Origin of the sequence: Flavimaribacter sediminis (genome assembly GCF_019492055.1) — a bacterium.
Classification (GTDB): domain Bacteria; phylum Pseudomonadota; class Alphaproteobacteria; order Rhizobiales; family Rhizobiaceae; genus Flavimaribacter; species Flavimaribacter sediminis.
In genome coordinates this window covers 1-24523 of sequence record NZ_JAICBX010000005.1, presented here as the reverse complement: position 1 = coordinate 24523, position 24523 = coordinate 1, and the positions used below count along the sequence as shown (strand labels likewise).

Here is a 24523-nt window from a genome sequence, read left to right as displayed (position 1 = left end):
TCGCTTCGACATATTTGGCGAGTGATGTATCTGATTTGCCAGGTCTGGGAAACAGACCCGCCTATGAACTCTGTCATTGTGTGGCGAGAACGCTCTTCGCCGGTTCTCCGGCGACATAGGTCTCGACGATGGCGCGGTCGTCGCCGAGCGTCTGCATCAGAAACAGTTCTTCCGCCAGCGTGCCGACTGTCTCCATCCTCAGCTTCATGGCCGGCGTAGCACCGGCGTCCAGCACGACGAGATCGGCGTCGCGACCGGGCTCGAGTGATCCGATATGCTGGTCGAGGGAAAGCGCCTCTGCATTGCCGCGCGTCAGCCGCCAGAAGCATTCCAGCGGCGTCATTCTCTGCCCCTGCAACTGCAAAACCTTGTAGCCCTCGTCGGCGGTCCTCAGCATCGAATAGTTCGTGCCGCCGCCGACATCCGTCGCGATGGCGATGCGCACCCGCTTCTCGCGTTCGTCCAGCGTCTTCAAAGGAAAAAGCCCGCTGCCGAGAAACATGTTCGAGGTCGGGCAGAACACGGCGACGGAGCCGCTTTCGGCCATGGCGTCGGCCTCGCGCTCGCTTAGGTGTATGCAGTGACCGAACAGGCTCTTCTCGCCGGCAAGTCCGTAGTGTTCGTAGACGTCGAAATAATCCTTCGCGGACGGATACAGTTCCCTGGTGAATTCGATTTCCGCGAGGTTCTCCGACAAATGCGTCTGCAGCAGGAGATCGGGATATTCGCGCCGCAGCGTTGCGGCCATCTCCATCTGTTCCGGCGTCGATGTAATTGCGAAGCGCGGCGAGATGGCGACGTGCTGCCGCCCGACGCCGTTCCATCGTTCGATGATCGCCTTCGTGTCATCGTAGCCGCTCTGCGGCGTGTCGCGCAGTTCCGGCGGCGCGTTGCGGTCCATCATCACCTTGCCGCCGACCATGCGCATGTTGCGGCGGTGGCTTTCGGCGAAGAACGCCTCGGCCGATTCCTTGTGCACCGAGCAATAGGCGACTGCGGTCGTGGTCCCGTGGCGTGTGAGTTCGTCCAGAAAGCGCGCTGCTATGCGCTGCGCGTGGGCCGGATCGCGGAAGCGCTGCTCCTCGACGAACACGTATGTGTTGAGCCACTCAAGCAGCGCAGGCGCATAGGAGCCAATAACCTGCATCTGCGGCAGGTGAATGTGCGGGTCGATAAACCCCGGCATGACGAGACAGGGCCGGTGATCGATGACCGGAGTGTCAGCCGACGCGCTCCCGGCGACCTCCGCGTAATCGCCGGCGGCGGCGATCAGGCCTTCGCGGATCAGCAGCGCTCCGTCTTCGTGATAGGCGTAGGCGTCGGCGTCGTCGAAGGACATCGGTTGCCGCCTGAACGAAAGCAACCGCGCGCGAATGAGCTTTTCGGTCACGTCTAGTTCCTGTCGCCGTAAACCGAAGTCTCGAACCAGGCGACGAGGATTTCGCGCTCGTCCGGTGCGATTTCGGTGACATTGGCCGGAGGCATGGCGTTGGTGCGGCCTGCCTGAAAATAAATTTCGCGCGCATGGGCGGCGATCTCGGCGTCGCTTTCCAGAAGCACGCCCTTCGGCGGGAAGTTGACGCCCTGCCAGACCGGATCGTTTGAATGGCACATGGAGCAGCGCGACAGCACGATGTCTTTCACTGCCGGGAAATGAGCATTGTCTGCAAATCGTTGATAGGTGGCCGGAACCGAGGTTTCGCCCTCTGCGTCCATGTCGCTCAGCTTCGGCGAGGAGGACAGCCAGATGATGACGATGAAGATGATCACCGTGACCAGCCACGTCCAGGTCGGGCTGCCCTTGCGGGCGTGTTGTGTGTTGAACCAGTGGCGGATGGTGACGCCCATAAGGAAAACCAGGGAGGCGATGATCCAGTTGTATTCGGTAGCAAAGGCTAGTGGGTAGTGGTTCGACAGCATCAGGAAGATGACCGGCAGGGTCAGGTAGTTGTTGTGCGTCGAACGCTGCTTGGCGATCTTGCCGTAGATCGGATCAGGCGTTTTGCCCGCGATCAGGTCGGCGACCACGATCTTCTGGTTGGGGATGATGACGAAGAAGACGTTGGCGCTCATGATCGTGGCGGTGAAGGCGCCCAGATGCAGGAGCGCAGCGCGTCCTGTGAACACTTCCGTATAGGCCCAGGCCATCGCCACCAACAAGGCGTACAGGAACACCATCAGGATCGTATTGCTGTAGTTGACGAACGTCTTGCATATGAAGTCGTAGGCGATCCAGCCGAAAGCGATGGAGGTGAGCGAGATCAGGATCGCGACGGGTATCGAGATATCGAGCACATTCGGATCGATGAGGTAAAGATCGGCGCCGGCGTAGTAGACGATGCACAGCATCGCGAAGCCCGACAGCCACGTTGTATAGGACTCCCACTTGAACCAGGTCAGATGTTCGGGCATCTCCGGCGGCGCGACCAGATATTTGCGCATATTGTAGAAGCCGCCGCCATGCACCTGCCATTCCTCTCCGGAAACCCCTTCCGGCAGGCCTGGACGATGTTGCAACCCGAGATCGAGCGCGATGAAGTAGAAGGAAGATCCGATCCAGGCAATGGCGGTGATCACGTGCAGCCAACGCGCAGCGAAAGCAAGCCATTCCCAGGCGACGGCGAAATCGTACATGAAAAATCGTCCCCGGCAGTTTTGTTTATTGTGCAGGGCAGCGACGCTCTTGAAAAGAGGAAAGTCGAATGATGACTTTCAAAAAAATCTGTCAAATCATATGGTCTAACCATGTCATACTTTGAAAATCTCAAGGTCTTTGTCCGCGTCGTCGAACTCGGAAATCTCTCCGCAGCGGGTCGGGACATGCGTATTTCACCCGCGGTGGCCAGCAACCGCGTCAAGGAACTGGAAAAATATCTCGGCGTCCGCCTGTTCAACCGCACCACGCGACAGCTTACGCCGACCGAGCACGGGCAGATCTTCTACAAGGGCGCAAACCGCATCATCCAGGCGGTAGACGACGCCGAGGCCTCGATTGCGTCAGTCTCCGGCAAGCCGAAGGGAACGATCCGCGTCAGCGCGCCGCTCGGTTTCGGCCGGCGTTACATTGCCTCCGGCATTCCGGCGTTTCATGACCTTTATCCCGACATCGAGGTGCGCCTGCGGCTCTCCGACCACAATGTCGATATCCTCAAGGAACGGATTGACCTCGCATTTCGCCTCGGCGTGATCGAGGACTCCAGCCTGCGCATGCGCTCGATCATGGAGTGCGAACGCGTGCTCTGCGCATCGCCCGCCTATCTGAAAAAATTCGGCGCGCCGGCGACGACGGACGAACTGGCCAAGGGAAATCACAATTGCCTGCTTTTGCGGTTTCCCGGCTCCACCGAACATGCATGGACGCTCAAGACGCCGGAAGGCGCCAGCAAGATCGATGTGCGTGGCGTCTTCGATTCCGATGACGGCGACGTGCTTCTGGCCTGGGCGCTGGAAGGCCATGGCATCGCAAATCGCCCGCGCTTCGAAGTTCAGGCGTATATTCAGGAGGGCCGGCTGGTCGAGGTGTTGAAAGGTACGCCGCCGGTTCCCGCCCAACTCGCCGTGATCTATCCGCACAAGGATTTCCAGGACCCCAAACTGCGGCTGTTCATCGATTTCATGACCGCGCGATGCCAGAGGATGATTCTGGAAGCATTGAACGGGAATTGACGCCAAACGGCCGGTTTCAACTCTTCCACCGCCCGACAGGGCCGAAAGGCGTTGACTGCTCGCGCAATAGCTATTAATTTTCGAATAGAGTATTTATTTTCGCTATCCGAAAATATTATGCAGAATAGAAGCAGCATTGTCTCCGGCTGCTTCCATCCACAACGCGAAACATCCACCGGGAGGATAAGCATGACAGGCACCGGCATCCCCACACCGAAGACGCTGCAACAGGCCATCGACGCGGCGGGAGGTCCGATCGACCTTCTGCGCACCTCGAACATGGGCACAACCATCTTCCCGGGGATACCGCCGGAGTTCACCAACTGGCGTGACGAACAGCGCGCATGGAAGGAAAGCGTCGCGCTTCTGGAGCAAACCTATCACATGACGGAAATGCGCCTGCGCGGTCCGGACGTGATGGCCTTCCTGTCGGAGCTTGGAACCAACCGGTTCGACACCTTCGCGCCGATGCGCGGCAAGCAAGTGATCATGACCGGTCCGGACGGCAAGATGATCTCCGATGCGGTGGTGTTTCGCGAGGAAGAGGATTTCCTGCGCGTCGTCGGACCGCCGACCGCCGCGAACTGGGTTCAGTTCAACGCCGAAAAGACCAACTACGACGTGACTTTCGAGCGGGATGAAAACATGATCGTGCCGCGCGAGCGTCGCGATGTCTATCGCTTCCAGCTCCAGGGACCGCATGCGCTTGCGCTCATGCAGGAAGTGACCGACGGGACGCTGCCCGACATCAAGTTCTTCCACATCGGCGAGTTCAAGATTGGCGGCAAGACCGTGCGCGCCCTGCGCCACGGCATGGCGGGCCAGCCTGGTTTCGAGGTGTACGGCCCATGGGACGACCAGCAGGCGGTGCGCGAAGTCGTGGAAAAGGCGGGCGAAGCCTACGACCTGCGCAAGGCGGGCTCAGTGACCTATGGCACAGCGGCGCAGGAATCCGGCTGGATGCCGCGCCCGCTGCCGGCGATCTACGAAGGCGAATTCATGCAGTCCTATCGCGAGTGGATACCGGCGCGCTCCTTCGAGGCGGCCGGATCGCTCGGCGGCAGTTTTGTGTCCTCCGAGATCTCCGACTATTATGTCGATCCTTTCGAGGTCGGGTACGGCAATTTCGTCAATCTCGATCACGACTTCATTGGTCGCGACGCGCTTGCACGCATGAAGGAAAACCAGCAGCGCAAGAAGGTGACGCTGGTTTGGGACAATGGGGATGTGTTCGACATTCTGCGCCAGTCACTGACCATTGACGGCCCGCGCTCCAAGTTCATCTCGCTGCCGGTTCCGATGTATTCGTCGTTCCAGGCCGATGCGGTGATGCGCAACGGCCAGGGAATCGGCATTTCCAACTGGATGTCCTATTCGTCCAATGCGGGTTCGATGCTCTCGACCGCCCTGATCGACATGGAGCATGCCGAACCGGGCACGGAGGTAACCCTGCTTTGGGGCGAGCCAAACTCGCGTCGACGCACGGTGGAAGACCACGAAGTGCGCGAAATCCGCGCGACCGTTGCGCCGGTTCCCTATTTCGACAAGTCGATCAAGAGCAAGGCCGGCGACAAGACAGTCGCCGCCTGACATTGATCGCTATCAAAGCGTAACGGGCGTCGGCCGAAAGGCTGGCGCCCTTTTCATTTGGAAAACCAATCAAGCCGGAAAGGCGTTGCGGCGCGCGCTGATCGTGTGTCCGGTCATCAGGAGGATTGCGCCGATCGCCGCGGGAATGAACACGAAAGGCGAGGGGATCATGACTAGCGCGGCGAGGGCAAGACGCGCCGCGGTTTCCCACGCAGCAAGTTTCGAGCGATCGAAACGCGCGAGCGCGCTGGCCAGAAGATACAGCGCAAGGCCAAGTCGAAGCAGCAGGAGCAGCAGAACGCCGAGGTGGAATTCGCCGTCATAGCCCGGCAGGAACCTTGGCGCGTCGGCTGCCGTATCGGGGTTCAGCACTGCGGCCGGAACCAGCAGGAATTCGGGATAGAAGGCGAAGACGAACGGGATCACGAACATCACGATGCCGGAACGGACGGCCGAGAAGCTCGTGGCGATCGGATCTGCGCGGGTGATCGTGGACGCCGCGTAGGAGGCGACCGCCACAGGCGGCGTTATGGCGCTGGCGCAGGCGAAGTAGAATATGAACATGTGCGCCGTAAACAGGGAAATGCCGAGTCCGACGAGAAGCGGCCCCATCAGGAGCGCGGCGTTAATGTAGGCCGGCACGGCGGGCATGCCCATGCCCAGCAGGATCGCCAGAAGCATCGTTACTAAAAGCGCAGCAAGCTGGAAGACACCGGGACCGCCGCCGCCAAGGTCGAGCGCGCGCAGCCAGCCCAGGACGTCCAGCGCGACGAAATTGGCGAGCCCGGTCAGGTTGAGGCTGATGTCGATGACCGAAACGGCGAGGAACATCAGGTAGAGCGTGGATATGGTGACGCCGGCGTTCGACAGGGCGTCGGCCAGAAGGCGCGGCTTGCTGCGAAACTTGGGATCCATGAAGAGCAAAGCCATGAGCAGGATCGAGGCCCACCAGCCGACGCTGCCCGCGTCTCCGGCCGAATTCTGCACGAGCTGCATGATCCACGGCAGGCTTTCAGCGCGGCAGGCGCTTCCGGACAGGATGACCTCCGCGCCGAGCAGCCGACTGACCGGGTCGCAGCCGATGGCGTCCTTGGGGATGAGCAACAACACGATGATCAGCAGGATCGGCAACGCGATCTGGAGAAGATGCGTCCAGTCCTGGCGCGTCAGCTTCATGTCGTCCGGAATTTCACCCACTGCCTCGATGCCCTGCTTGCGTGACTGAAAGAGCACAGAAAGGAACATGCAGAAGAAATAGGCGACGGCCGGAATGGCGGCGGCGATCGCCACCTCTCGATAGGGTACGCCGGTCATTGCGGCGAGCACAAAGGCGGCGACGCCCATGATCGGCGGCATGATCTGTCCGCCGGACGATGCGGCCGCCTCTATGCCGCCGGCATAGACCTTGGAAAAGCCCCTTTTGATCATCATCGGAATGGTCAGGACTCCGGTTCCAAGCACATTGACCACTGGCGTTCCCGTGGTGGTGCCGAACAGCGCCGAAGCGACGATGGCCGCATGGGCCGGGCCGCCCCGCAACCGCCGCGTCCACACGAAAGCGAGCTTGATCAGCGTGTTGCCTCCGGCAGAAACGGCAAGCAGCGCGCCAAGCACGATATAGGGGAACACCGTGTTCAACATGATGTGGAGGAACTGCCCGAGCAGCCCGGAGCCCTGGTTTATCAGCAGATCGTGTATGCGATAGCGCCCGTCGAGCAGCGTTCGCGGCTCGCCGCCAAGAACGGTGATCGCGTATTTGTTCATGCCCTCGGGGCCGAAGACGTACCAGATCAGGACGGTGCCGATGGCGTAGGCCGCCATGACGATGGACACCAGAACCAGCGAGAAGCCCCAGATTTCGACATTGTAGGCGAGAAAGACGAGGACGGAAAAGCCGACGATCCAGACGAGCCAGACGCCGGTGTCGACCTGGCACAGCGGGTTGTCGACACTGGTGGGCTCGGGCAGGCCCATCAACTGGGCGAGTTCCTTTTCGGCCTTCAGCGCGTTTTCCATCAAGATAGCGCGCTCGCCGGTGATGACGTCGATCATGCAGACCGCCTCATTCTCGATGAGATAGGAGGCGGCTATCGCCAGCGCGGCGACCAGCAGCGCGACATCCATGGCGAGGCCAAGCATGCGCCAGCCGTTTGATCGGTCTTGCCATCTGCGCCAGATCGAACTGGACAGAACGACGATGATCATCATCCATGCAAAGGCGAGAGGATAGAAATATTCGTAGGGAAAACGCCGCACCAGCAGGTCCGGCATTCCCGTCAGGTTGCGCCAGAATTCGTCCCATCCGGGAATTGACGGCGTGGAGTTGATCATGCCGACGACAACCAGAACCAGCGCGAGCGCGTAGAGGAGCCTGCGCGCGAACACACTGGTGGAGTGGCTATCGTCAGTTTCGGTCATGATGGTCGGGTGGATGTCCGGTTGTCGCGGCCGGCCGCGACACAGGCGGCCGGCTCAATTTGCAGTGGCCTATATTGCGCAATCCGGCACAGTGTAACCTGCTTCCTCCCAGGCGCGAATGGCGCCGGGATGAAATTTGACCGGGTTCAGTCCGCACATGCCGGACTTTTTCGGGTCAAGTTCCTCCAGGCCGATATTCGTGGCGTATGGCGCTTTTGCGTAGAGGGCGTCGAGGGTTTCGAGATGGGCTTTCGTCAAGTCATAGGCGAGATCGTCGCTCATTGACGCATTGACGCAATTGCCGCCGACCGAGCCGCGCGTGCGGAAGAGATCGTCTTCGGAAACAATCTTGGCGTTTTCGCCAAGCGTCTGCATCTGCTCCATGGTGAGGATGAACGGCGCCGTGCCTGGCGACGATAGCAGCTTCTGCATCGGCTCGCTCTCGAAGGTTTCCTTCGGGATGGACCAGAACGTCATCTTGCCGGCGGACAGGGCCTGAAGCGGTCGATCGCTGGGGATGAATTCCGGCAAGACGGCGACATCGGAAGACCCCTCGGTGATGGTCGTCACCATTTGCGGCCAGTCGCTTTCGATCGTCTTGTAGTCCTCGTCCGGCTTCAGGCCGGTCACGACCTGGATAAGACTGCGGGCTTCGGCTGTTGCGGCGCCGCGCGGCGGTCCGTCGAGAATGGTCTTTCCCGCCAGATCGTCCCAGCCGCCAACGCCGGCCGTGTCGTAGGCGTAAAGCATGTAGGCGCCAAAGGAGTAGGGATAGAGCACGCGCAGGTTGGCGGCGAGCTCAGCGCCTTTTTCCGCGCCGAGGGCGGCGTAGGGACCGGCGCCTTTCGACAGCAGGAATGGAAGGATGAACGGGCAGTTTCCGACATCGGCTCTGCCTTCCGCCACCGCCTGCGTCTGGTTGACGCCTGTCTGTCCGAGCGTGATCTGGATATCGGCGATGCCGCGGTCTGCTGCAATCTCCGCCAGATGCGAGATCGTCAGATGCACCGCGGTTCCGGGCGCCGATGTCATCGCAGTAAGATTTTCCTGCGCGAAAGCGGCGCTCGCCGTAACCAGGGACATGCCTGCAATCAGGGCGGTGGTGGTCTTCATCATCGCTAGTTCCTCCCTTGCGATAGGCCGGCTGCGTATCGCTCGCCGGTGTTGGTGGGTCATTTTCCGGGATGCCGGAAAGGTTCTACGGATATGCCTTTGCCGATGCGTATCGTCATCAGATCCTCCGCAATCAGCACGACGCCTTCATATTCCTCACCGATTTCCGCGAGCAGGCCGTCGATGCTCGGCGGGTCCGGCGGCAGCAGCGCCAAATGCGTCAGCATGGCGAGCTTAGGCCTGGTCTGCGCGAACACGCGGCCGACTTCGGCCGGCGACGAATGGTGGTCGATCGCGATTTTGACATTCGGATAATTGTCGAGTGTCGATTGTCGCGCAGCTGCGACTTCGTGAATGAAGACGTCAGCGCCGTGCGCCTGAGCGATCAGGTTTTCGTTGTAACGCGTGTCGTGGGAATGCACGAAGACGTGGTCGCCATATTCGACGCGAAAACCGAAGGCCGTCGGTATGTTGTCGCCGTGATCGACCAGAATGGCGATAATTTTCAGACCACCGCGGTCATAGACGACGCCTTCCTCGTAGACGTGCGGGATAATGCGCATGTCCTCCGGATCGATCTCGTGATCGGCTACGCGGATGTCGCGATCGGGCTTCGTCGCAAGCCAGGCGCCTTCGGCGAGGTGCTGTACGCCTTCCGGTCCGTGGACATGCAGAGGGCCGCCTCTGCCCGCCCACGCCTGCCGGATTGTTCCCGACATCAAGAGATCGAAAATGCCGCTGTAATGGTCAGAATGGTAATGCGACAGGATGATCGTATCGACATATCCGACAGGAAGTCCGAGTTGCGACAGCCGGATAACCGCGCCGCGGCCGCAATCGATCATGACCCGCTGCTCGCCCGCTTCGATAAGGGTGGACGTGCCGAACGCCTGAACGCTTGGGTTCGGAATGCCAGTTCCCAGCAGCGTAATCTTCAGCATGGGTTTTCCGACGTCGCGATTAACATGAAAATCTTTTCCTCATCCCATGCGGATATAATTTTCGCATATCGAAAATATTTGCACATATCGAAAAACTAAAGAGGAACCGGGCCTTCGTCAAGCTTCTATGTGTACGGGTTGCGGGTTTTACGACTGAGGTTGACTGCCAAGCACGGTCATCAGTTCGGCGGCGACGAGCGCTGCGATTACGGCCGGTCGCTTGTCCCGGACCTGCGAGCCGCCGATCGGGCACACGAGCCGCGCCGGATCGGCGCCGCCGCCTTCCTTCTTTAGCCAGCTTCGCAACTGGGCGAGCTTTGTCTTCGAACCGATCATCCCGACATAAGGTGCGTCCAGGCGCTGTAACGCCTGCTCGACAATGATGAAATCCTGCGCATGTTCATGGGTCATCGTCACATAGGCGGAGCCTGCCGGCGCATCGGCGATGACGCTTTCAGGCACAGCGGTCAGGCGTTTCTTCACCCTGTCGGTCGCGCCGTCCAGCTCCGCTTTTCGGCTTTCAACGAGCACGGTGCGCACAGGCAGCAAAGAGAGCGCCTCGGCGAGCGCCTTGCCGACATGGCCGGCGCCGAAGACGTAGACGCAGGGCAGGGCGTCTTCTTCCATGCGGCACTCCGCCTGCAGGGCGTCATGGCTCGCGGCGTCCAGCCTGTCGAAGGAGAGCGCGACATTGCCGCCGCAGCATTGGCCGATCTCGGGTCCAAGCGGGATATCGAGATGCGCCGAAGTCTCTCCGGAAGTCAGCAGTTCGCGCGCCTTTTCGACGCCGGCAAGCTCCAGCTGACCGCCGCCGATCGTGCCGGCCTGCGCCTTGGCTGAAACAAGCATCCAAGTGCCTTTTTCGCGGGGCGTGGAGCCGCGCGCACTGGCGACGGTGATCCTGACCAGCGGTTCGCCGGCGTCGAGCAGTTCAAGCGGCGAGAGCGGTCGCGCCATGGATCATGCCTTCTTCATCCGTTCGACGGCCATGAGGACGCGCTCGGGCGTCGCCGGCGCGTCGAGGCAGGGGCAGACGCGGTAATCGCCTACGCTGGCGACGGCCATCGAAAGGGCTTCGAGAACGGAGTTGGCGAGCATGAACGGCGGTTCGCCGACAGCCTTGGAGCGCCGGATCGTGCGCTCGCGATTGGTCGACCACTGGGCGAGCGTCACGTTGAAAACCTTCGGTCTGTCGGAAGCGAGCGGGATCTTGTAGGTGGACGGCGCGTGGGTGCGCAGTCTGCCCTTGTCATCCCACCAAAGCTCTTCGGTCGTCAGCCAGCCCATGCCCTGCACGAAGCCGCCCTGTATCTGACCGAGATCGATCGCCGGGTTCAGCGACTTGCCGACATCGTGGAGGATGTCGACGCGGTCGACATGATACTCGCCGGTCAGCGTGTCGATGCTGACTTCGGACACCGAAGCACCGTAGGCGAAATAGAAGAACGGCCGGCCCTGACCCTTGTCGCGGTCCCAGTGGATTTTTGGCGTTTTGTAGAACCCGGCGGCCGACAGCTGCACGCGCGCCATATAGGCCTGCCTGATCATGTCGGCGAACGGGATCAACTGGTTTCCCACGCGCATGTGGTTCGGCACGAAATCGATCTGTTCCTCCGGTACGCCGTATTGTTCGGAAGCAAATATCACCAGCCGCGTCTTGATCTGCTGCGCAGCGTTGGCGGCGGCCATGCCGTTGAGGTCCGAGCCGGAAGAAGCGGCGGTCGCCGACGTGTTCGGCACCTTGCCTGTATGGGTCGCGGTGATGCGCACATTCTCCAGGTCGATCTGGAATTCGTCTGCGACGACCTGCGCCACCTTCGTGTTCAATCCCTGGCCCATCTCCGTGCCGCCGTGGTTGAGATGGACGGAACCGTCCTGGTAGACATGGACGAGGGCGCCGGCCTGGTTGAAGAACGTGGCGGTGAAGGAAATTCCGAACTTGACGGGCGTGAGCGCGATCCCCTTGCGGAGGACTTTGCTTGTCTGGTTGTACTCGATAACCGCCTTGCGTCGCGCCTGATAGTCGGAGCTTTCCTCAATTTCGTCGACGATTCTGGCGATGATGTTGTCCTCCACCTTCTGGTGGTAGGGCGTGACGTTGCGCTTGTCCTCGTCGTAGAAATTGATCCGGCGGATCTCCAGTGGATCCTTGCCCAGCCTGTAGGCGATTTCCTCGATAACCCGTTCGCCGCCTATCATGCCCTGCGGACCGCCGAAACCGCGAAAGGCGGTGTTCGAGACCGTATTGGTCATCATGGGTCGCGACACCAGACGGGTGTTCGGCAGGAAATAGCAATTGTCGACGTGGAAGAGAGCGCGGTCGGTCACCGGGCCAGACAGGTCGGAGGAGAAGCCGCAGCGGGCGGCGAAGGTCGCCTCCAGCGCCTCGATCCGGCCGTCATTGTCGTAGGCGACGTCATAGGCGACGTGGAAATCGTGCCGCTTGCCGGTGACGGTCATGTCCTCGTCGCGATCCGGTCTCATCTTGACGGGGCGCTTGAGCCGTTTGGCCGCGATGGCGGCGATGGCGGCGAAGATGTTGCCCTGGGTCTCCTTGCCGCCGAAGCCGCCGCCCATGCGGCGGACATTGACGGTAACCGCGTTGGACGAGGTCCCGAGCGCATGCGACACCATGTGCTGGATTTCGCTGGGGTGCTGGGTGGAGGCGTAGACGGTGACCTCATCGTCTTCGCCGGGCACGACCAGCGAGACCTGGCCTTCAAGATAGAAATGATCCTGACCGCCGACCCGCATTTCGCCTGAAAAGCGGTTTGTGCCATTGGCGAGCGCTGTGTCCACGTCGCCATATTGTAGTTTCAGAGGATCTGTGACGTGCTTGTATCCGGCGTTCATAGCGCCGACGACATCGGTCTCGAAGGGGAGATCCTCGTATTCGATTTCGGCAAGCGTCGCGGCCCTGCGGGCTTGCTCGCGCGTTTTGGCGATAACGGCGAAGAGCGGCTGTCCGTGATAGAGGCAGGTGTCCGTTATGAAGATTGGCTCGTCATTGAGCCCTGTGGGGCTCAGATCGTTGACGCCTGGCACATCGGCAGCCGTCAGCACATCGACCACGCCGGCCGCGCTTCGCACCTTGTCGAGATCAACGGATATGATCTTTGCATGCGGTCGATCGGTTCCGCCCAGCGCGCCGTGCAGCGTGCCGATCGGTTCGCCGATATCGTCGGTGTATTCGGCCGTTCCTGTGACATGCTTGTGGGCGGAATCATGCTGGCGCGACGTGTGAACGCCGCCGGAGATTTCCGTGTTGCTGGCGGATGTCTGTTCCATGGTCACGCTCCCGCCGTTTCGAACCGTTCGATGACGACCGAATTGCCTTCCGTTTCCAGGAAGAATCGCATCAGCAGGTTCTTCGCGACCAGAAGCCTGTAACCCGCCGTCGCACGCCAGTCCGTCAGTGGCTGGAAGTCTTTTTCGAATATTTCCATCACGGTGTCGATCGTGGTTTCGTTCCAGGGCTGGTCTTTTAGCGCTGCTTCGACGGCGGACGCCCGTTTCGGCGTCGCGGCCATGCCGCCGAAGGCGATGCGGATATCGGCGACGCGACCATTCTCCAGCTTGACGTTGAAGGCCCCGCAGACGGCCGAAATATCCTCGTCGCGCCGCTTTGAAATCTTGTAGGCGGCGAATCTTCGCGATGCGTCAAGCGCCGGGATGTGGACAGCCGCAACGAATTCACCGGGCCGGCGGTCCTGCTTCCCGTAGTCGATGAAGAATTCCTCGAGCGGCAATGTGCGTTCGCTTGCGCCCTTGCGCAGGGTCACCTGCGCCGATAGCGCAATAAGCGGCGGCGGCGTGTCTCCGATCGGAGATCCATTGGCGATATTTCCGCCGACGGTGCCCATATTGCGCACCTGCTCGCCGCCGATGCGCTCCCAGAAGCCGCGCATCTCCGGATAGCGTTCGGCGATCGCCTCGAAGGCGTCGCTGTAGGTCACGCCCGCGCCTAGCGTCAGACCCTCGCTGGTCTCGGTGATCTGTTTGAGTTCCACGAGATTGTTGATGAAGACCACCGGCGTGATCGACCGGAACTGCTTGGTGACCCACAATCCGACATCGGTGGAGCCGGCGACGATCGTCGCTTCGGGATTTGCTTCCAGGATTTCGGCGAGGTCGTCCAGGGACCCGGGTACGAAGATGATGCCGCCGTCGCTTTCGATTTCGACGCGGGCGCCGTCGCGCAATTCGCTCAGGCGGGCTTCCATGGCCGCCCTGCCGGCGACGAGGCGATCATCGTCGCAGGCGACGCTGCTGGCAGCTTTCGCCGCCTCGATGATGGTCTCGTACCCGGTGCAGCGGCAAAGATTGCCCTGCAGCGCCTTTTCCACCGCCGCAGGCGTGGCGTCAGACGTTTCGAGCCACAGATCGTAGAGCGACATGACGATGCCCGGCGTGCAGAATCCGCATTGCGAACCGTGCCGGTCGACCATCGCCTGCTGGACCGGGTGAAGCGCGCCGTCGGAGGCGGCCAGATACTCGATCGTGACGACGTGGCAAGCGTCGAGCGAGCCGACAAAACGGATGCAGGCGTTGACGGTTTCATAAACAAGACCGCTGGCGCCGAGCCGCCCCACAAGCACGGTGCAGGCGCCGCAATCGCCTTCTGCGCAGCCTTCTTTCGTGCCGGTCAGTCTCTGATCGATGCGAAGAAAGTCGAGAAGCGTGAAGTCGGGAGCGATATCGTCGAGACTGATCGGCCTGTCATTGAGGATGAAGCGGATCTGCTTGCGGACGGGTACGCTCATACTTTCTCCTGACGCTGAAATAGAACGGTTTGAATCTATCCTATCTCGCTTTTGCGAAAAAGTACCAGCAGCTTCCCGAAAAGTCTTTCAATCGAAACTTCAAAGTCTTCAAAAAATTAACAGTCAAACCGGGTTGCCGGACGCCGGCTTGTTGGCCGGCGTCAGGGCGCAGGAGCGCGTGTTTCTCAGTTTCCGAGGATGCCCGGCAGGCGCAGACCGTTTTCCTTTGCGCAGTCGATGGCGATCTCGTAGCCGGCGTCGGCGTGGCGCATGACTCCGGAGGCCGGGTCGTTCCAGAGCACCCGACCGATACGCGCATCGGCGGCTTCCGTGCCGTCGCAGCAGATCACCATGCCCGCATGTTGCGAGAAGCCCATGCCGACGCCGCCGCCGTGGTGCAGGCTGACCCAGGTTGCGCCTGAGGCGCAATTGAGCAGCGCGTTCAGCAGCGGCCAGTCGGACACGGCGTCAGAACCGTCCTTCATCGCTTCCGTTTCGCGATTGGGCGAGGCCACAGAACCGGAATCAAGATGGTCGCGACCGATGACGACAGGGGCCTTCAGCTCGCCGTTGCGCACCATCTCGTTGAAGGCGAGGCCGAGACGATGCCGCTGCCCGAGGCCGACCCAACAGATGCGGGCGGGCAGGCCCTGAAAGGCGATCCGCTCGCGCGCCATGTCCAGCCAGTTGTGCAGGTGCGGGTCGTCGGGGATGATTTCCTTGACCTTCTCGTCGGTGCGATAAATGTCCTCCGGATCGCCTGATAGCGCGGCCCAGCGGAACGGGCCGACGCCGCGGCAGAAAAGCGGCCGGATATAGGCCGGCACGAAACCGGGGAAGGCGAAGGCGTTTTCCAGACCCTCTTCGCTGGCGACCTGGCGAATATTGTTGCCGTAGTCGAGCGTCGGTATGCCCATGTTCCAGAAATCGACCATGGCGGCTACATGGACCTTCATCGAGGCGCGGGCAGCCTTTTCGACCGCCTTCGGATCGCTCTCGCGTTTCTCGCGCCACTCGGCGAGCGTCCAGCCCTGCGGCAGATATCCGTTGAGCGGATCGTGTGCGGAGGTCTGGTCGGTGACCATATCCGGCTTCACGCCGATGCGCACGAGTTCCGGAAAGACGTCGGCCGCATTGCCGAGCAGGCCGACGGATTTGGCTTCACCGGCCTTTGTCCAGCGGTCGATCATCTCCAGCGCTTCGTCCAGCGTCTCGGCCCGCTCGTCGAGATAGCGGGTGCGCAGACGGAAATCGATACTGTCTGGATTGCATTCCACCGCGAGCATGCAGGCGCCGGCCATCGTGGCGGCAAGCGGCTGAGCGCCGCCCATGCCGCCGAGGCCGCCGGTCAGAATCCACTTGCCCTTGAGGTCGCCGTCATAGTGCTGGCGGCCTGCTTCGGCGAAGGTTTCGTAAGTGCCCTGAACGATGCCCTGGCTGCCGATATAGATCCAGGAACCGGCCGTCATCTGGCCGTACATCATCAGGCCCTTCTTATCGAGCTCGTGGAAATGGTCCCAGTTGGCCCAGTGCGGGACGATGTTGGAATTGGCGATCAACACCCGCGGCGCATCCGCATGGGTCTTGAAGACGCCGACCGGCTTTCCCGACTGGACAAGCAGGGTCTCGTCGTCTTCCAGCGTCTTGAGGGAGGCGACGATCTGGTCGAATGCCTCCCAGTTTCGCGCCGCGCGGCCGATGCCGCCATAAACGGTGAGTTCATGCGGGTTTTCGGCGACGTCCGGATGCAGATTGTTCATCAGCATGCGCATCGGCGCTTCGGTGAGCCAGGATTTGGCGTTCAGTTCCGGCCCGGTCGGCGGATAGACGTCGCGCAGGTTGTGGCGTGAATTGGTCATGGTCGATTACCTGTAGAATTCTGTCGATTTATTTGGATCCGGAGGTCTGCTCACGCGCCCAGGTGTCGAGAGCGTGCAGGATTTCGCCGAGATGATGTCGCAGGGAGTTCGCATTGCGCTCATCCAGATCGAAGGGGGCTGCCTCGGCCTTGAGGTGTGATCTCTGTGCGAGCTCCATCTGGATCGCATGGACGCCGGTTTCCGGCTTGCCGTAGTGGCGCGTCGTCCAGCCGCCCTTGAAGCGGCCATTGACCACCGAGGTGTAGCCGTAGGCGCTGTTGCAGCAGGCGGCGACAATGCGTTCGATCTCAGGGTCGCAGGTCGTTCCACGGTCCGTCCCGATGTTGAAATCCGGCAGGGCGCCTTCAAACAGGAAGGGAATGTGCGAGCGGATCGAGTGGCAATCATAGAGGATTGCGACGCCGTGTTTTGTATGAACGCGCTCCAGTTCCGCTTTCAGGGCGGCGTGATAGGGACGATGAAAGGCGTCGAGGCGTCGTTCCACCTCCGCTTCGTCCGGTTCCATTCCCTCGCGGTAGAGCGGCTTGCCGTCGAAATCGGTGGTTGGACAAAGCCCGGTCGTGTTCTGTCCAGGATAGAGACTTTCTCCGGACGGGTCGCGATTTGCGTCGATTACGTAGCGGTGGAACGTCGCGCGCACGGTCGTCGCATCATCCAGAAGCCCGTCATAGAGTCGATGAATGTTCCAGTCGGTGTCGGTCAGCCGACGGCCGGTGGCGTTGAGCGCTTTTCGAATATCGTCGGGCACGTCGACGCCGGTATGCGGCATGCCCAGAACGATAGGCCCGCTTCCACGGACGACTTCGACAGGATCCATCATGCTTCCCCCAGATGAATGAACGGCTCCAACCCGCTTTCCCGGATCAGGCGTCTCGACTGTATCAGTTCCGCGACGTCTTTGAGATCCTTTGCGATGTGGCGATCGTCCTCCAGGGTTGGAATGTCGATGCGAATGCGAGCGACGACCTTCTGCAATTGAGGGCTTGTCTTCAAAGGTTTGCGGAATTCTATACCCTGCGTGGCGCAGAGAAATTCGACAGCGAGTATGTGGGCGAGATTGTGGTTCATCCGCTCCAGTCGTCGCGCGCCATGGGCGGCCATGGAGACATGGTCTTCCTGGTTCGCGCTCGTGGGCGTGGAGTCGGTGCTGCAGGGATTGGCGAGATGCTTGTTCTCGCTCATGAGCGCCGCCGTGGTCACTTCGGCGATCATATAGCCTGAATTCAGGCCGGGTCGCGGCGTGAGAAATGTCGGCAGCTCGAAATTGAGCGCCGGATCGACCATCAGCGCAATGCGCCGCTGCGATATGGCGCCGATCTCGGCGATCGCGATGGCGATCTGGTCTGCGGCGAATGCGACCGGCTCGGCGTGGAAATTGCCGCCGGAGACGATGCTGTCTTCGTCGAGGATCAGCGGATTGTCGGTTACGGCGTTGGCTTCGATTTCCAGCGTGTGGCCGGCCTGCCGCAGCAGATCGATACAGGCGCCTGTGACCTGCGGCTGGCACCGGATGCAATATGGATCCTGCACGCGGCTGTCGTTTTCGAGGTGGCTTTCGCGTATTTCCGAACCTTCCATGAGTTGTCGGATCGCCGCAGCCGTTTCGATTTGTCCTCTGTGACCACGCAGCTCGTGGATTTCCGCGCGCGTCGGCGCGGTCGATCCCATAATTGCGTCCGTGGACAGACTGCTGGCGACCAGCGACGCCTCCGCGTGGCGCCAGGCTTCGAACAGGCCAGCAAGCGCATAGGCGGTGGAGAATTGCGTGCCGTTGATGCAGGCGACGCCTTCCTTGACCTGCAGGACGAGCGGTTCGAGGCCGGCCTTGCGCAGCGCGTCGCCGCCATTCATGACCGCGCCCTCATACTCGGCCTCGCCTTCGCCGATCATGACGCATGTCATGTGGGCGAGCGGCGCCAGGTCGCCGGATGCGCCGACCGATCCTTGCGCCGGGATAACCGGCGTGACGCCCTTTTCAAGCATGCCCTCGATCAGCTTGATGAGACCCCAGCGCACGCCCGATGCGCCACGGCTGAGGGACAGCATTTTGAGGATCATCATCAGCCTGACGACGCGCGGCGGCGTCGTCGGACCCACGCCGCAGGCATGGGACAGGATGAGATTGCGCTGAAGTTTGACCCGGTCTTCCGCCGCGATCTTTACGCTTGCCAGTTTCCCGAAGCCGGTATTGACGCCGTACACAGGCTGGTCGCCGGCGGCCGCCTTAAGGATAATCTCCTCGGCGCGATCGACGGCGGGTTTGCAGGCGGGATTAATCCTCGCCGGCAGATCCTGCCAGTAGATGGTTTCGAGCTGACGCAGGGTCGTTGCGCCGGGAGTGAGGATCGGGCTGCTCACGGGTTCATGTTTCCTTTGATGATTTGGACGCCATGATGCGGCGTTGAAGCGGGTTGAAAGCGATGCGGTAGGCGAGTTCCGCCGGGCTTTCGACATTCCAGACTGCAAGGTCGGCCCGGAATCCCGGCTTGATCATCCCGACGTCGGAGAGGCCGAGCGCTTGCGCGGCAATCCGCGTCGCGCCGGCCAGAACCTCTTCCGGAGTCATGCGGAAGAGCGTGCACGCCATGTTCATCGACGTCAGCAAGGAGGAAAGGGGAGACGAACCGGGATTGCAGTCGGTCGCGACCGCCATCGGGAGGCTGTGCTTGCGGAACAGGTCGATCGGAGGCAATTGCGTCTCGCGTAATGTATAGAAGGCGCCGGGCAGCATGACAGCGACGCTTCCCGCATCCTTCATGGCGGCCACACCGTCTTCGCCCACATATTCCAGATGATCGACAGACAAGGCGCCATAGCTTGCAGCGAGTTTCGCGCCGCCCTGATCGGTCAACTGCTCGGCGTGAAGCTTGACCGGCAGGCCCAGACGTCTGGCGGCCTCAAAGACACGGGAAATCTGCTCAGGCGTGAAGGCGATGGATTCGCAGAAGCCGTCGACGGCGTCCGCCAGACCCTCGGCGGCCGCCTGCTCCAGGGCCGGAATGCAGACCTCGCCGATGTAGGCGTCCGGACGGTCTTTGTATTCGGGTGGTATTGCGTGAGCTCCGAGAAAACTTGTCCGCACTCTGATATTGCGGGTCTGTTCGATCCGGCGCGCGACCCGCAGCATCCGAAGTTCCGTCTCAACGTCGAGACCGTATCCTGATTTGACCTCCACGACCGAGACGCCTTCGCCGATCAACTGATCGACGCGGGGCAGGGCGGCGGCAAGGAGTTCGTCTTCACTTGCGGCGCGGGTCGCCGTGACGGTCGAAACGATGCCGCCGCCGGCGCGCGCAACTTCCTCGTAGCTTGCCCCGTTAAGCCGCATTTCAAATTCGTTGGCGCGATTGCCGCCGGCGACGATATGAGTGTGACAGTCGATGAGAGCCGGCGTGACGAGCCGCCCGTCGAGCTGTTCGGTCTCGAGGTCGGCGTGGTCTGCGGGGATCGCGTCCGATGCGCCAATCCAGGCAATGCGTCCGCCCCTGACAGCGACAGCGCCATTGTCGATCAGACCATAGGACGCGCCATTGTCGGTCATCGTGGCGATGCGCGCATTTTTAAGGACGAAGTCAGCCATCAGGCTCTGTTCCCGTTTGCTTCTTTCGAATTATTATGTATATTCATAATAAGATTATGTCAACAAATGCGGATACGTGATGACGATCCTTTTTTCACCTCTGGCGCTGCTTCCCGAAGGTATTGTTCGCGATGTTCGGATCGCCCTCGGCGGCGATGGTCTGATTGAGGCCGTGGAAACGGGCGTATCCGCAAAACCGGGCGATGAAGTGCTGTCCTCGCGTCTTGTGCTGCCTGCGCCAGGCAACCTGCATAGCCACGCTTTTCAGCGCGCCATGGCCGGAATGACGGAGTATCGCTCGGCGGCACATGACGATTTCTGGAGCTGGCGCACGCTCATGTACCGGTTCCTCGATATTCTGACGCCGGAAGAGATCGAGGCGATCGCCGCGATGGTCTACGTGGAGATGCTCGAGTCGGGTTATGCGTCTGTGGGCGAGTTTCACTATGTGCATCACCAAACCGGCGGGCGTGAATATGACAATATCGGCGAACTGTCGGAGCGCATATTCGCGGCTGTCGGAACGACCGGCATCGGGCTCACCCACCTGCCGGTGCTCTACGCCTATGGTGGGGCGGGCGAGGCGCCTCTGGCCGGAGGACAGTTGCGCTTCGGATGTGACAGTGAGCGTTTCCTGCGCCTTTACGGGGCGGCGAATGACGCGTTGCGCGCTCTGCCTAAGGATTGCTCCATCGGGGTTGCGCCGCATTCATTGCGCGCCGTCTCGCCTGACCTGCTGACCTTCGTCGCTGACGAGTTCACGCATGGACCGATCCATATGCATGTCGCCGAACAGGAAAAGGAAGTGCATGACGTCGAGGCCTGGCTGGGCGCGCGCCCGGTCGCCTGGATGCTGGACAATTGCGCGATTGACGATCGCTGGTGCTTTATTCATGCGACACAGATGACCGAGGAAGAAACTCTTGGACTGGCCGCCTCACGGGCCGTCGCTGGTCTGTGCCCGATTACGGAAGGCAATCTCGGCGACGGCGTCTTCAACGGCGAAACATTCCTTGGCGCCGGAGGGCGTTTCGGCGTCGGCTCGGACTCCAATATCCGCATTTCGCTGTCGGAGGAGTTGCGCCAGCTCGAATACAGCCAGCGTCTGAAGCGCCGTATGCGCAACGTCATGTTGGCTGGCGAGCAGTCGACGGGAACGACCCTCTTCAAGACAGTCACAGCCGGAGGCGCGCAGGCCTTGCAGCGTAACGCCGGCGTGCTCGAAACGGGCCGGCTCGCGGATCTTGTTGCAATCGACACGGCTCATACGGTCTTGACGGGACTTCGCGAAGACCAACTGATCGATGGCTGGCTTTTTGCGGGAAATGACGACGTGGTGAGCGATGTCTGGTCGGCGGGCCGCCACATGGTGAGGGAAGGGCGCCACATCGCGCGCGAAGCCGTCGAGAACACCTTCAGGTCGGCGGCGCGCAGCTTGCGGGAAAGGCTCTGATTGATGCCGACATACAAGGAAATACAAAGCGTCCTGCTCGACCGTATCAAGAGCGGAGAGTGGAAACCCGGCATGCTGATGCCGCCGGAGGCCGAACTTGCCGGCGAATTCGGAACGACCCGCGTCACGGTGAACCGCGCCATGCAGGCGCTCGCCGAGGACGGTTTCGTCGAACGCCGGCGCAAGGCCGGAACGCGCGTTGTCCGGCGCATGACGCGCGACGCGCATGTTCGCATACGCATTGTCAGGGACGAAATTGAGCAGAGCGGCAGGCGCTACAGCTATCTACTGGTCAGCCGTGGTGTGGAAAGGCCGCCGCAGGCCATTCAGGCGGAGCTTGGACTTGCCGCCGAAACCGGCGCGCTGCATGTCATGTGCCTGCATTTTGCGGACGGGAAGCCCTTTCAACTGGAAAACCGTTGGATCAGTCTCGACGTCGTGCCGCAGGCGGCAGATGAGCGTTTCGAGACGGTCAGCCCGAACGAATGGCTTTTGCAGACGGTGCCCTATTCGAATGCGGAGCATGTCTTTCGCGCGGCCGGCGCTAGTCCGCAGGAAACCGAGCATCTGGATCTTGGTCCAAACGAACCGGTTTTCATCATCGAGCGCACAACCTGGCTTGAAGGTCAGACGGTCACCCATGTCAGGCTGTCTCATCCTGCGGACGGATTTCGCATCGTGACGCGCGACTGACCTTTTCAATTCGATTGACCTTACCTTGGAAAAGAACGAATCTGCCGAATTGACGATCTTCTGAATGCACAGGAGAAACCTTGACCCGGCGACACTACCGACTTCCCTCCCTGACGGCGCTTGCGGTTTTCGAGGCGGCGGCTCGCCATCTCAGTCTGAAGCACGCGGCCCAGGAATTGAACGTGACTCCCGGCGCCGTAAGCCACCAGATCAAAGCGCTTGAAGCGGAAATCGGCGTTGCGTTGTTTCTGCGGGTCCATCGCGGCGTTGTCCTCACGCCGGAAGGCGATGAACTCTACGCCACGCTCGCCACTTCGTTCAGCCGCACGGCGGCGGTGATCGAGCGGATACGCGCGCCGGACTCGGACCGCGTCATAACCATTGGAGCGTCCACTGCGGTCGCCAGCTTGTGGCTGATACCCCGAATTGCGCGGCTCTGGCAAAGGCATCCCGAAATTCGCATCAACCACCGGGTCTCCGACATTGCAAGCGATCTTGAAGGCTCCGACGTCGATCTCGCGATCCGCTACGGTGACGGCAATTGGCAGGGAGTGACGGCGGTAAAGCTGTTCGCCGACGTCATCGTGCCGGTGTGCGGTCGGGAATTTGCGAAGCGTCATCCGGTGCGCCATGCGGCGGATCTCATCGACCTGCCGCTGCTGCAGCTTCAGGCGATCGATGTCGGATGGATGAGCTGGAACGAGTGGTTCCGACTGTGCGGGGTCAAGAAAAACGCGCCTGTGAACAAGACCTTCAACAACTACACGATTGCGCTTCAGGCGGCGGAAGAAGGCGCCGGCGTCGTGCTTGGCTGGCGGCGTCTGATCCGGACCTATCTTGACGCCAACCGACTCGTGCCGATAACCGACGCCAGCGTCGATGCGCCGAGCGCCTACTACCTGACCTGGAACAGCGAGCGGACCTTGAGCGCCGCGGAGGAATTGACGCGCAACTGGCTTGTCGACGCAGCGTGAAGACGTGAATTCTGCTCACTCGACGCGCAATCGAATTCATATTGAAACCACGGACAGGCGCGCGCAGACTGTGATCGTTGTCATTGCCTCGGGAGAGAGCCATGAATCAGTTCCAGCAGTTTGCGCTCGAACAGGTGACGCAGCCGGTTGAACAGGCGCGCGGGTTACCCAACGAGCACTATACGGATCCCGGTCTGCACGAGGCCGAGAAGCAGCATGTCTTTTTCGACAACTGGATGGCCCTGTGTTTCGGCAAGGATGTGCCTGAGCCGGGCGACGCAATGCCGATCGAGGCGCTTGGCCAGCCGCTTTTCGTCCTGCGCGGGCGCGACGGCGTTATAAGGGTCTTCCAGAATGTATGCCGCCACCGGGGCATGATCCTTGTGGAAAAGAAGAAGCGTCTGTCCGGCGTCGTTCGCTGCCCCTATCATTCCTGGTGTTACGACCATTCGGGAGCGCTGCACACGACGCCGCATGTCGGCGGACCCGGTTACAACACCCATGAGGCCATCGATAGAGCAAGCCTGGGACTGATCGAAATCCGTTCTCATGTCTGGCAGGATATCGTCTTCGTCAACATGTCTGGCGCCGCGCCGTCATTCACCGACTATGCGGCCAGCCTGATCGAACGATGGAGCGAGTTCGAACAACCGGTCTGGTTCGGCGGCGAGGACAGCGCTTTCGAGCTTGATGCGGCGACCAACTGGAAACTCGCCGTCGAGAATTATTGCGAGAGCTATCATTTGCCTTGGGTGCATCCTGGCCTGAACAGCTATTCGCGGCTCGAGGACCACTACAACATCATCGAGCCTGGCAGGTTTTCGGGTCAGGGGACACTCGTCTATCGACCTATGCTCAGCGAGACGGGCGAAAAGTTCGACGATTTTGACGGGCTCGGCGAAAAATGGGCGACCGGCGCGGAGTACGCGGCGTTGTATCCCAATGTGTTGCTCGGCGTTCACCGAGATCAGACGTTTGCAATCATTCTCGTGCCCACCGGCTTGGAGCGCACGCTAGAGCGGGTCGCGATCTATTACGCCTCGCCCGGAATGCAGGACGCGTCCATGGCAGACATGCGGCGGCGAAACGCAGACCTCTGGAAGGGCGTGTTTGAAGAGGACATTTTTGTCGTGGAGGGAATGCAGAAGGGCAGGCATGCGATGAAGTTCGACGGCGGGAGGTTCTCGCCCGTCATGGACGGCCCGACCCATGCGTTTCATCACTGGGTGGCGTCCCAGTTCAAGCGCGCGCCGTGAGCGCGACCGCCATCGAGAGGATCGACGCGGAACTGCTCGCTGCGCACGAACGCGGCGACGGCCCGACGCTAGAGCACGTCAGGTTTTGATTGAAGCGTAGCCTGCATTTTTGAGATAGTTTTCAAATTCGCCGGGTGCGATTGTCTCGATGAGACTTCCCACATGACGCCATGTCTCTTCGATGGTGCGTTTCTGA

General features: G+C 61.0%; 18 protein-coding genes and 1 pseudogene. 6 read left to right on the top strand and 13 right to left on the bottom strand.

The window, feature by feature from the left end:
• Positions 1-73 precede the first annotated feature (73 nt).
• Positions 74-1390, bottom strand: a complete 1317-nt coding sequence (gene guaD / locus K1W69_RS22045; protein WP_220230631.1) for a guanine deaminase — start codon at positions 1388-1390, stop codon at positions 74-76.
• A gap of 2 nt (positions 1391-1392) precedes the next feature.
• Positions 1393-2634: a urate hydroxylase PuuD gene (locus tag K1W69_RS22040; protein ID WP_220230630.1), complete on the bottom strand. Its 1242-nt coding sequence runs from the start codon at positions 2632-2634 to the stop codon at positions 1393-1395.
• A 111-nt stretch (positions 2635-2745) separates the two neighbouring features.
• On the opposite strand from K1W69_RS22040, the gene K1W69_RS22035 reads away from it, so the two are divergent.
• Positions 2746-3666, top strand: coding sequence for a LysR family transcriptional regulator (locus tag K1W69_RS22035; protein ID WP_220230629.1), 921 nt, complete (start codon positions 2746-2748; stop codon positions 3664-3666).
• Positions 3667-3855: 189 nt separating this feature from the next.
• Complete coding sequence (locus tag K1W69_RS22030) at positions 3856-5256, top strand: aminomethyl transferase family protein (RefSeq protein ID WP_220230628.1); 1401 nt, start codon at positions 3856-3858, stop codon at positions 5254-5256.
• A gap of 69 nt (positions 5257-5325) precedes the next feature.
• On the opposite strand, the gene K1W69_RS22025 is transcribed toward K1W69_RS22030, so the two are convergent.
• The 10 genes from K1W69_RS22025 to hutI form a co-directional block, all read right to left on the bottom strand.
• Positions 5326-7674 carry a TRAP transporter permease gene (locus tag K1W69_RS22025; RefSeq protein ID WP_220230627.1) on the bottom strand — a complete coding sequence of 783 codons (2349 nt, stop codon included), beginning with the start codon at positions 7672-7674 and terminating at the stop codon, positions 5326-5328.
• Positions 7675-7743: 69 nt separating this feature from the next.
• Positions 7744-8790 (bottom strand): TAXI family TRAP transporter solute-binding subunit, encoded by a 1047-nt coding sequence (locus K1W69_RS22020; RefSeq protein ID WP_220230626.1) that lies wholly within the window; start codon positions 8788-8790, stop codon positions 7744-7746.
• A gap of 56 nt (positions 8791-8846) precedes the next feature.
• Positions 8847-9728, bottom strand: a complete 882-nt coding sequence (locus K1W69_RS22015) for an MBL fold metallo-hydrolase (protein WP_220230625.1) — start codon at positions 9726-9728, stop codon at positions 8847-8849.
• 147 nt (positions 9729-9875) lie between these two features.
• Complete coding sequence (gene xdhC / locus K1W69_RS22010) at positions 9876-10685, bottom strand: xanthine dehydrogenase accessory protein XdhC (RefSeq protein WP_220230624.1); 810 nt, start codon at positions 10683-10685, stop codon at positions 9876-9878.
• 3 nt (positions 10686-10688) lie between these two features.
• A complete protein-coding gene (gene xdhB / locus K1W69_RS22005) occupies positions 10689-13016 on the bottom strand; it encodes a xanthine dehydrogenase molybdopterin binding subunit (protein ID WP_220230623.1) in 2328 nt (775 codons plus the stop codon).
• Between the two features lie 2 nt (positions 13017-13018).
• Positions 13019-14491: a xanthine dehydrogenase small subunit gene (gene xdhA / locus K1W69_RS22000; protein ID WP_220230622.1), complete on the bottom strand. Its 1473-nt coding sequence runs from the start codon at positions 14489-14491 to the stop codon at positions 13019-13021.
• Between the two features lie 185 nt (positions 14492-14676).
• On the bottom strand, positions 14677-16350 hold the full coding sequence (hutU, locus tag K1W69_RS21995; protein WP_220230621.1) for a urocanate hydratase: 1674 nt from the start codon (positions 16348-16350) through the stop codon (positions 14677-14679).
• Between the two features lie 28 nt (positions 16351-16378).
• Positions 16379-17191 (bottom strand): N-formylglutamate deformylase, encoded by an 813-nt coding sequence (gene hutG, locus K1W69_RS21990; protein ID WP_220230620.1) that lies wholly within the window; start codon positions 17189-17191, stop codon positions 16379-16381.
• A complete protein-coding gene (gene hutH / locus K1W69_RS21985) occupies positions 17188-18729 on the bottom strand; it encodes a histidine ammonia-lyase (protein WP_370688291.1) in 1542 nt (513 codons plus the stop codon). The genes hutG and hutH overlap by 4 nt, the downstream gene beginning before the upstream one ends.
• A 4-nt stretch (positions 18730-18733) precedes the next feature.
• The gene (gene hutI / locus K1W69_RS21980; protein WP_258571284.1) at positions 18734-19951 is read right to left on the bottom strand and encodes an imidazolonepropionase; all 1218 of its coding nucleotides are present in this window, start codon (positions 19949-19951) and stop codon (positions 18734-18736) included.
• 79 nt (positions 19952-20030) lie between these two features.
• Between hutI and K1W69_RS21975 the strand changes: the two genes are divergently transcribed.
• The 4 genes from K1W69_RS21975 to K1W69_RS21960 all read left to right on the top strand — a co-directional run bounded on the left by K1W69_RS21975 (position 20031) and on the right by K1W69_RS21960 (position 24327).
• Positions 20031-21404 carry a formimidoylglutamate deiminase gene (locus tag K1W69_RS21975; protein WP_220230618.1) on the top strand — a complete coding sequence of 458 codons (1374 nt, stop codon included), beginning with the start codon at positions 20031-20033 and terminating at the stop codon, positions 21402-21404.
• 3 nt (positions 21405-21407) lie between these two features.
• Positions 21408-22097 carry a histidine utilization transcriptional repressor HutC gene (gene hutC / locus K1W69_RS21970; protein WP_220230617.1) on the top strand — a complete coding sequence of 230 codons (690 nt, stop codon included), beginning with the start codon at positions 21408-21410 and terminating at the stop codon, positions 22095-22097.
• Between the two features lie 80 nt (positions 22098-22177).
• Positions 22178-23071: a LysR substrate-binding domain-containing protein gene (locus K1W69_RS21965; protein ID WP_220230616.1), complete on the top strand. Its 894-nt coding sequence runs from the start codon at positions 22178-22180 to the stop codon at positions 23069-23071.
• Between the two features lie 101 nt (positions 23072-23172).
• Positions 23173-24327: an aromatic ring-hydroxylating oxygenase subunit alpha gene (locus K1W69_RS21960; protein WP_220230615.1), complete on the top strand. Its 1155-nt coding sequence runs from the start codon at positions 23173-23175 to the stop codon at positions 24325-24327.
• Between the two features lie 78 nt (positions 24328-24405).
• Here the strand turns inward: K1W69_RS21960 and K1W69_RS27165 are convergent.
• A pseudogene (locus K1W69_RS27165) lies at positions 24406-24523 on the bottom strand (IS630 family transposase); the annotation flags it as partial.

Coding starts and splice junctions, on each gene's coding strand:
- K1W69_RS22040 (WP_220230630.1), bottom strand. CDS start 2,634: ATGTACGATTTCGCCGTCGCCTGGGAATGGCTTGCTTTCGCTGCGCGT.
- K1W69_RS22035 (WP_220230629.1), top strand. CDS start 2,746: ATGTCATACTTTGAAAATCTCAAGGTCTTTGTCCGCGTCGTCGAACTC.
- K1W69_RS22030 (WP_220230628.1), top strand. CDS start 3,856: ATGACAGGCACCGGCATCCCCACACCGAAGACGCTGCAACAGGCCATC.
- K1W69_RS22025 (WP_220230627.1), bottom strand. CDS start 7,674: ATGACCGAAACTGACGATAGCCACTCCACCAGTGTGTTCGCGCGCAGG.
- K1W69_RS22020 (WP_220230626.1), bottom strand. CDS start 8,790: ATGATGAAGACCACCACCGCCCTGATTGCAGGCATGTCCCTGGTTACG.
- K1W69_RS22015 (WP_220230625.1), bottom strand. CDS start 9,728: ATGCTGAAGATTACGCTGCTGGGAACTGGCATTCCGAACCCAAGCGTT.
- xdhC (WP_220230624.1), bottom strand. CDS start 10,685: ATGGCGCGACCGCTCTCGCCGCTTGAACTGCTCGACGCCGGCGAACCG.
- xdhB (WP_220230623.1), bottom strand. CDS start 13,016: ATGGAACAGACATCCGCCAGCAACACGGAAATCTCCGGCGGCGTTCAC.
- xdhA (WP_220230622.1), bottom strand. CDS start 14,491: ATGAGCGTACCCGTCCGCAAGCAGATCCGCTTCATCCTCAATGACAGG.
- hutU (WP_220230621.1), bottom strand. CDS start 16,350: ATGACCAATTCACGCCACAACCTGCGCGACGTCTATCCGCCGACCGGG.
- hutG (WP_220230620.1), bottom strand. CDS start 17,191: ATGATGGATCCTGTCGAAGTCGTCCGTGGAAGCGGGCCTATCGTTCTG.
- hutI (WP_258571284.1), bottom strand. CDS start 19,951: ATGGCTGACTTCGTCCTTAAAAATGCGCGCATCGCCACGATGACCGAC.
- K1W69_RS21975 (WP_220230618.1), top strand. CDS start 20,031: ATGACGATCCTTTTTTCACCTCTGGCGCTGCTTCCCGAAGGTATTGTT.
- hutC (WP_220230617.1), top strand. CDS start 21,408: ATGCCGACATACAAGGAAATACAAAGCGTCCTGCTCGACCGTATCAAG.
- K1W69_RS21960 (WP_220230615.1), top strand. CDS start 23,173: ATGAATCAGTTCCAGCAGTTTGCGCTCGAACAGGTGACGCAGCCGGTT.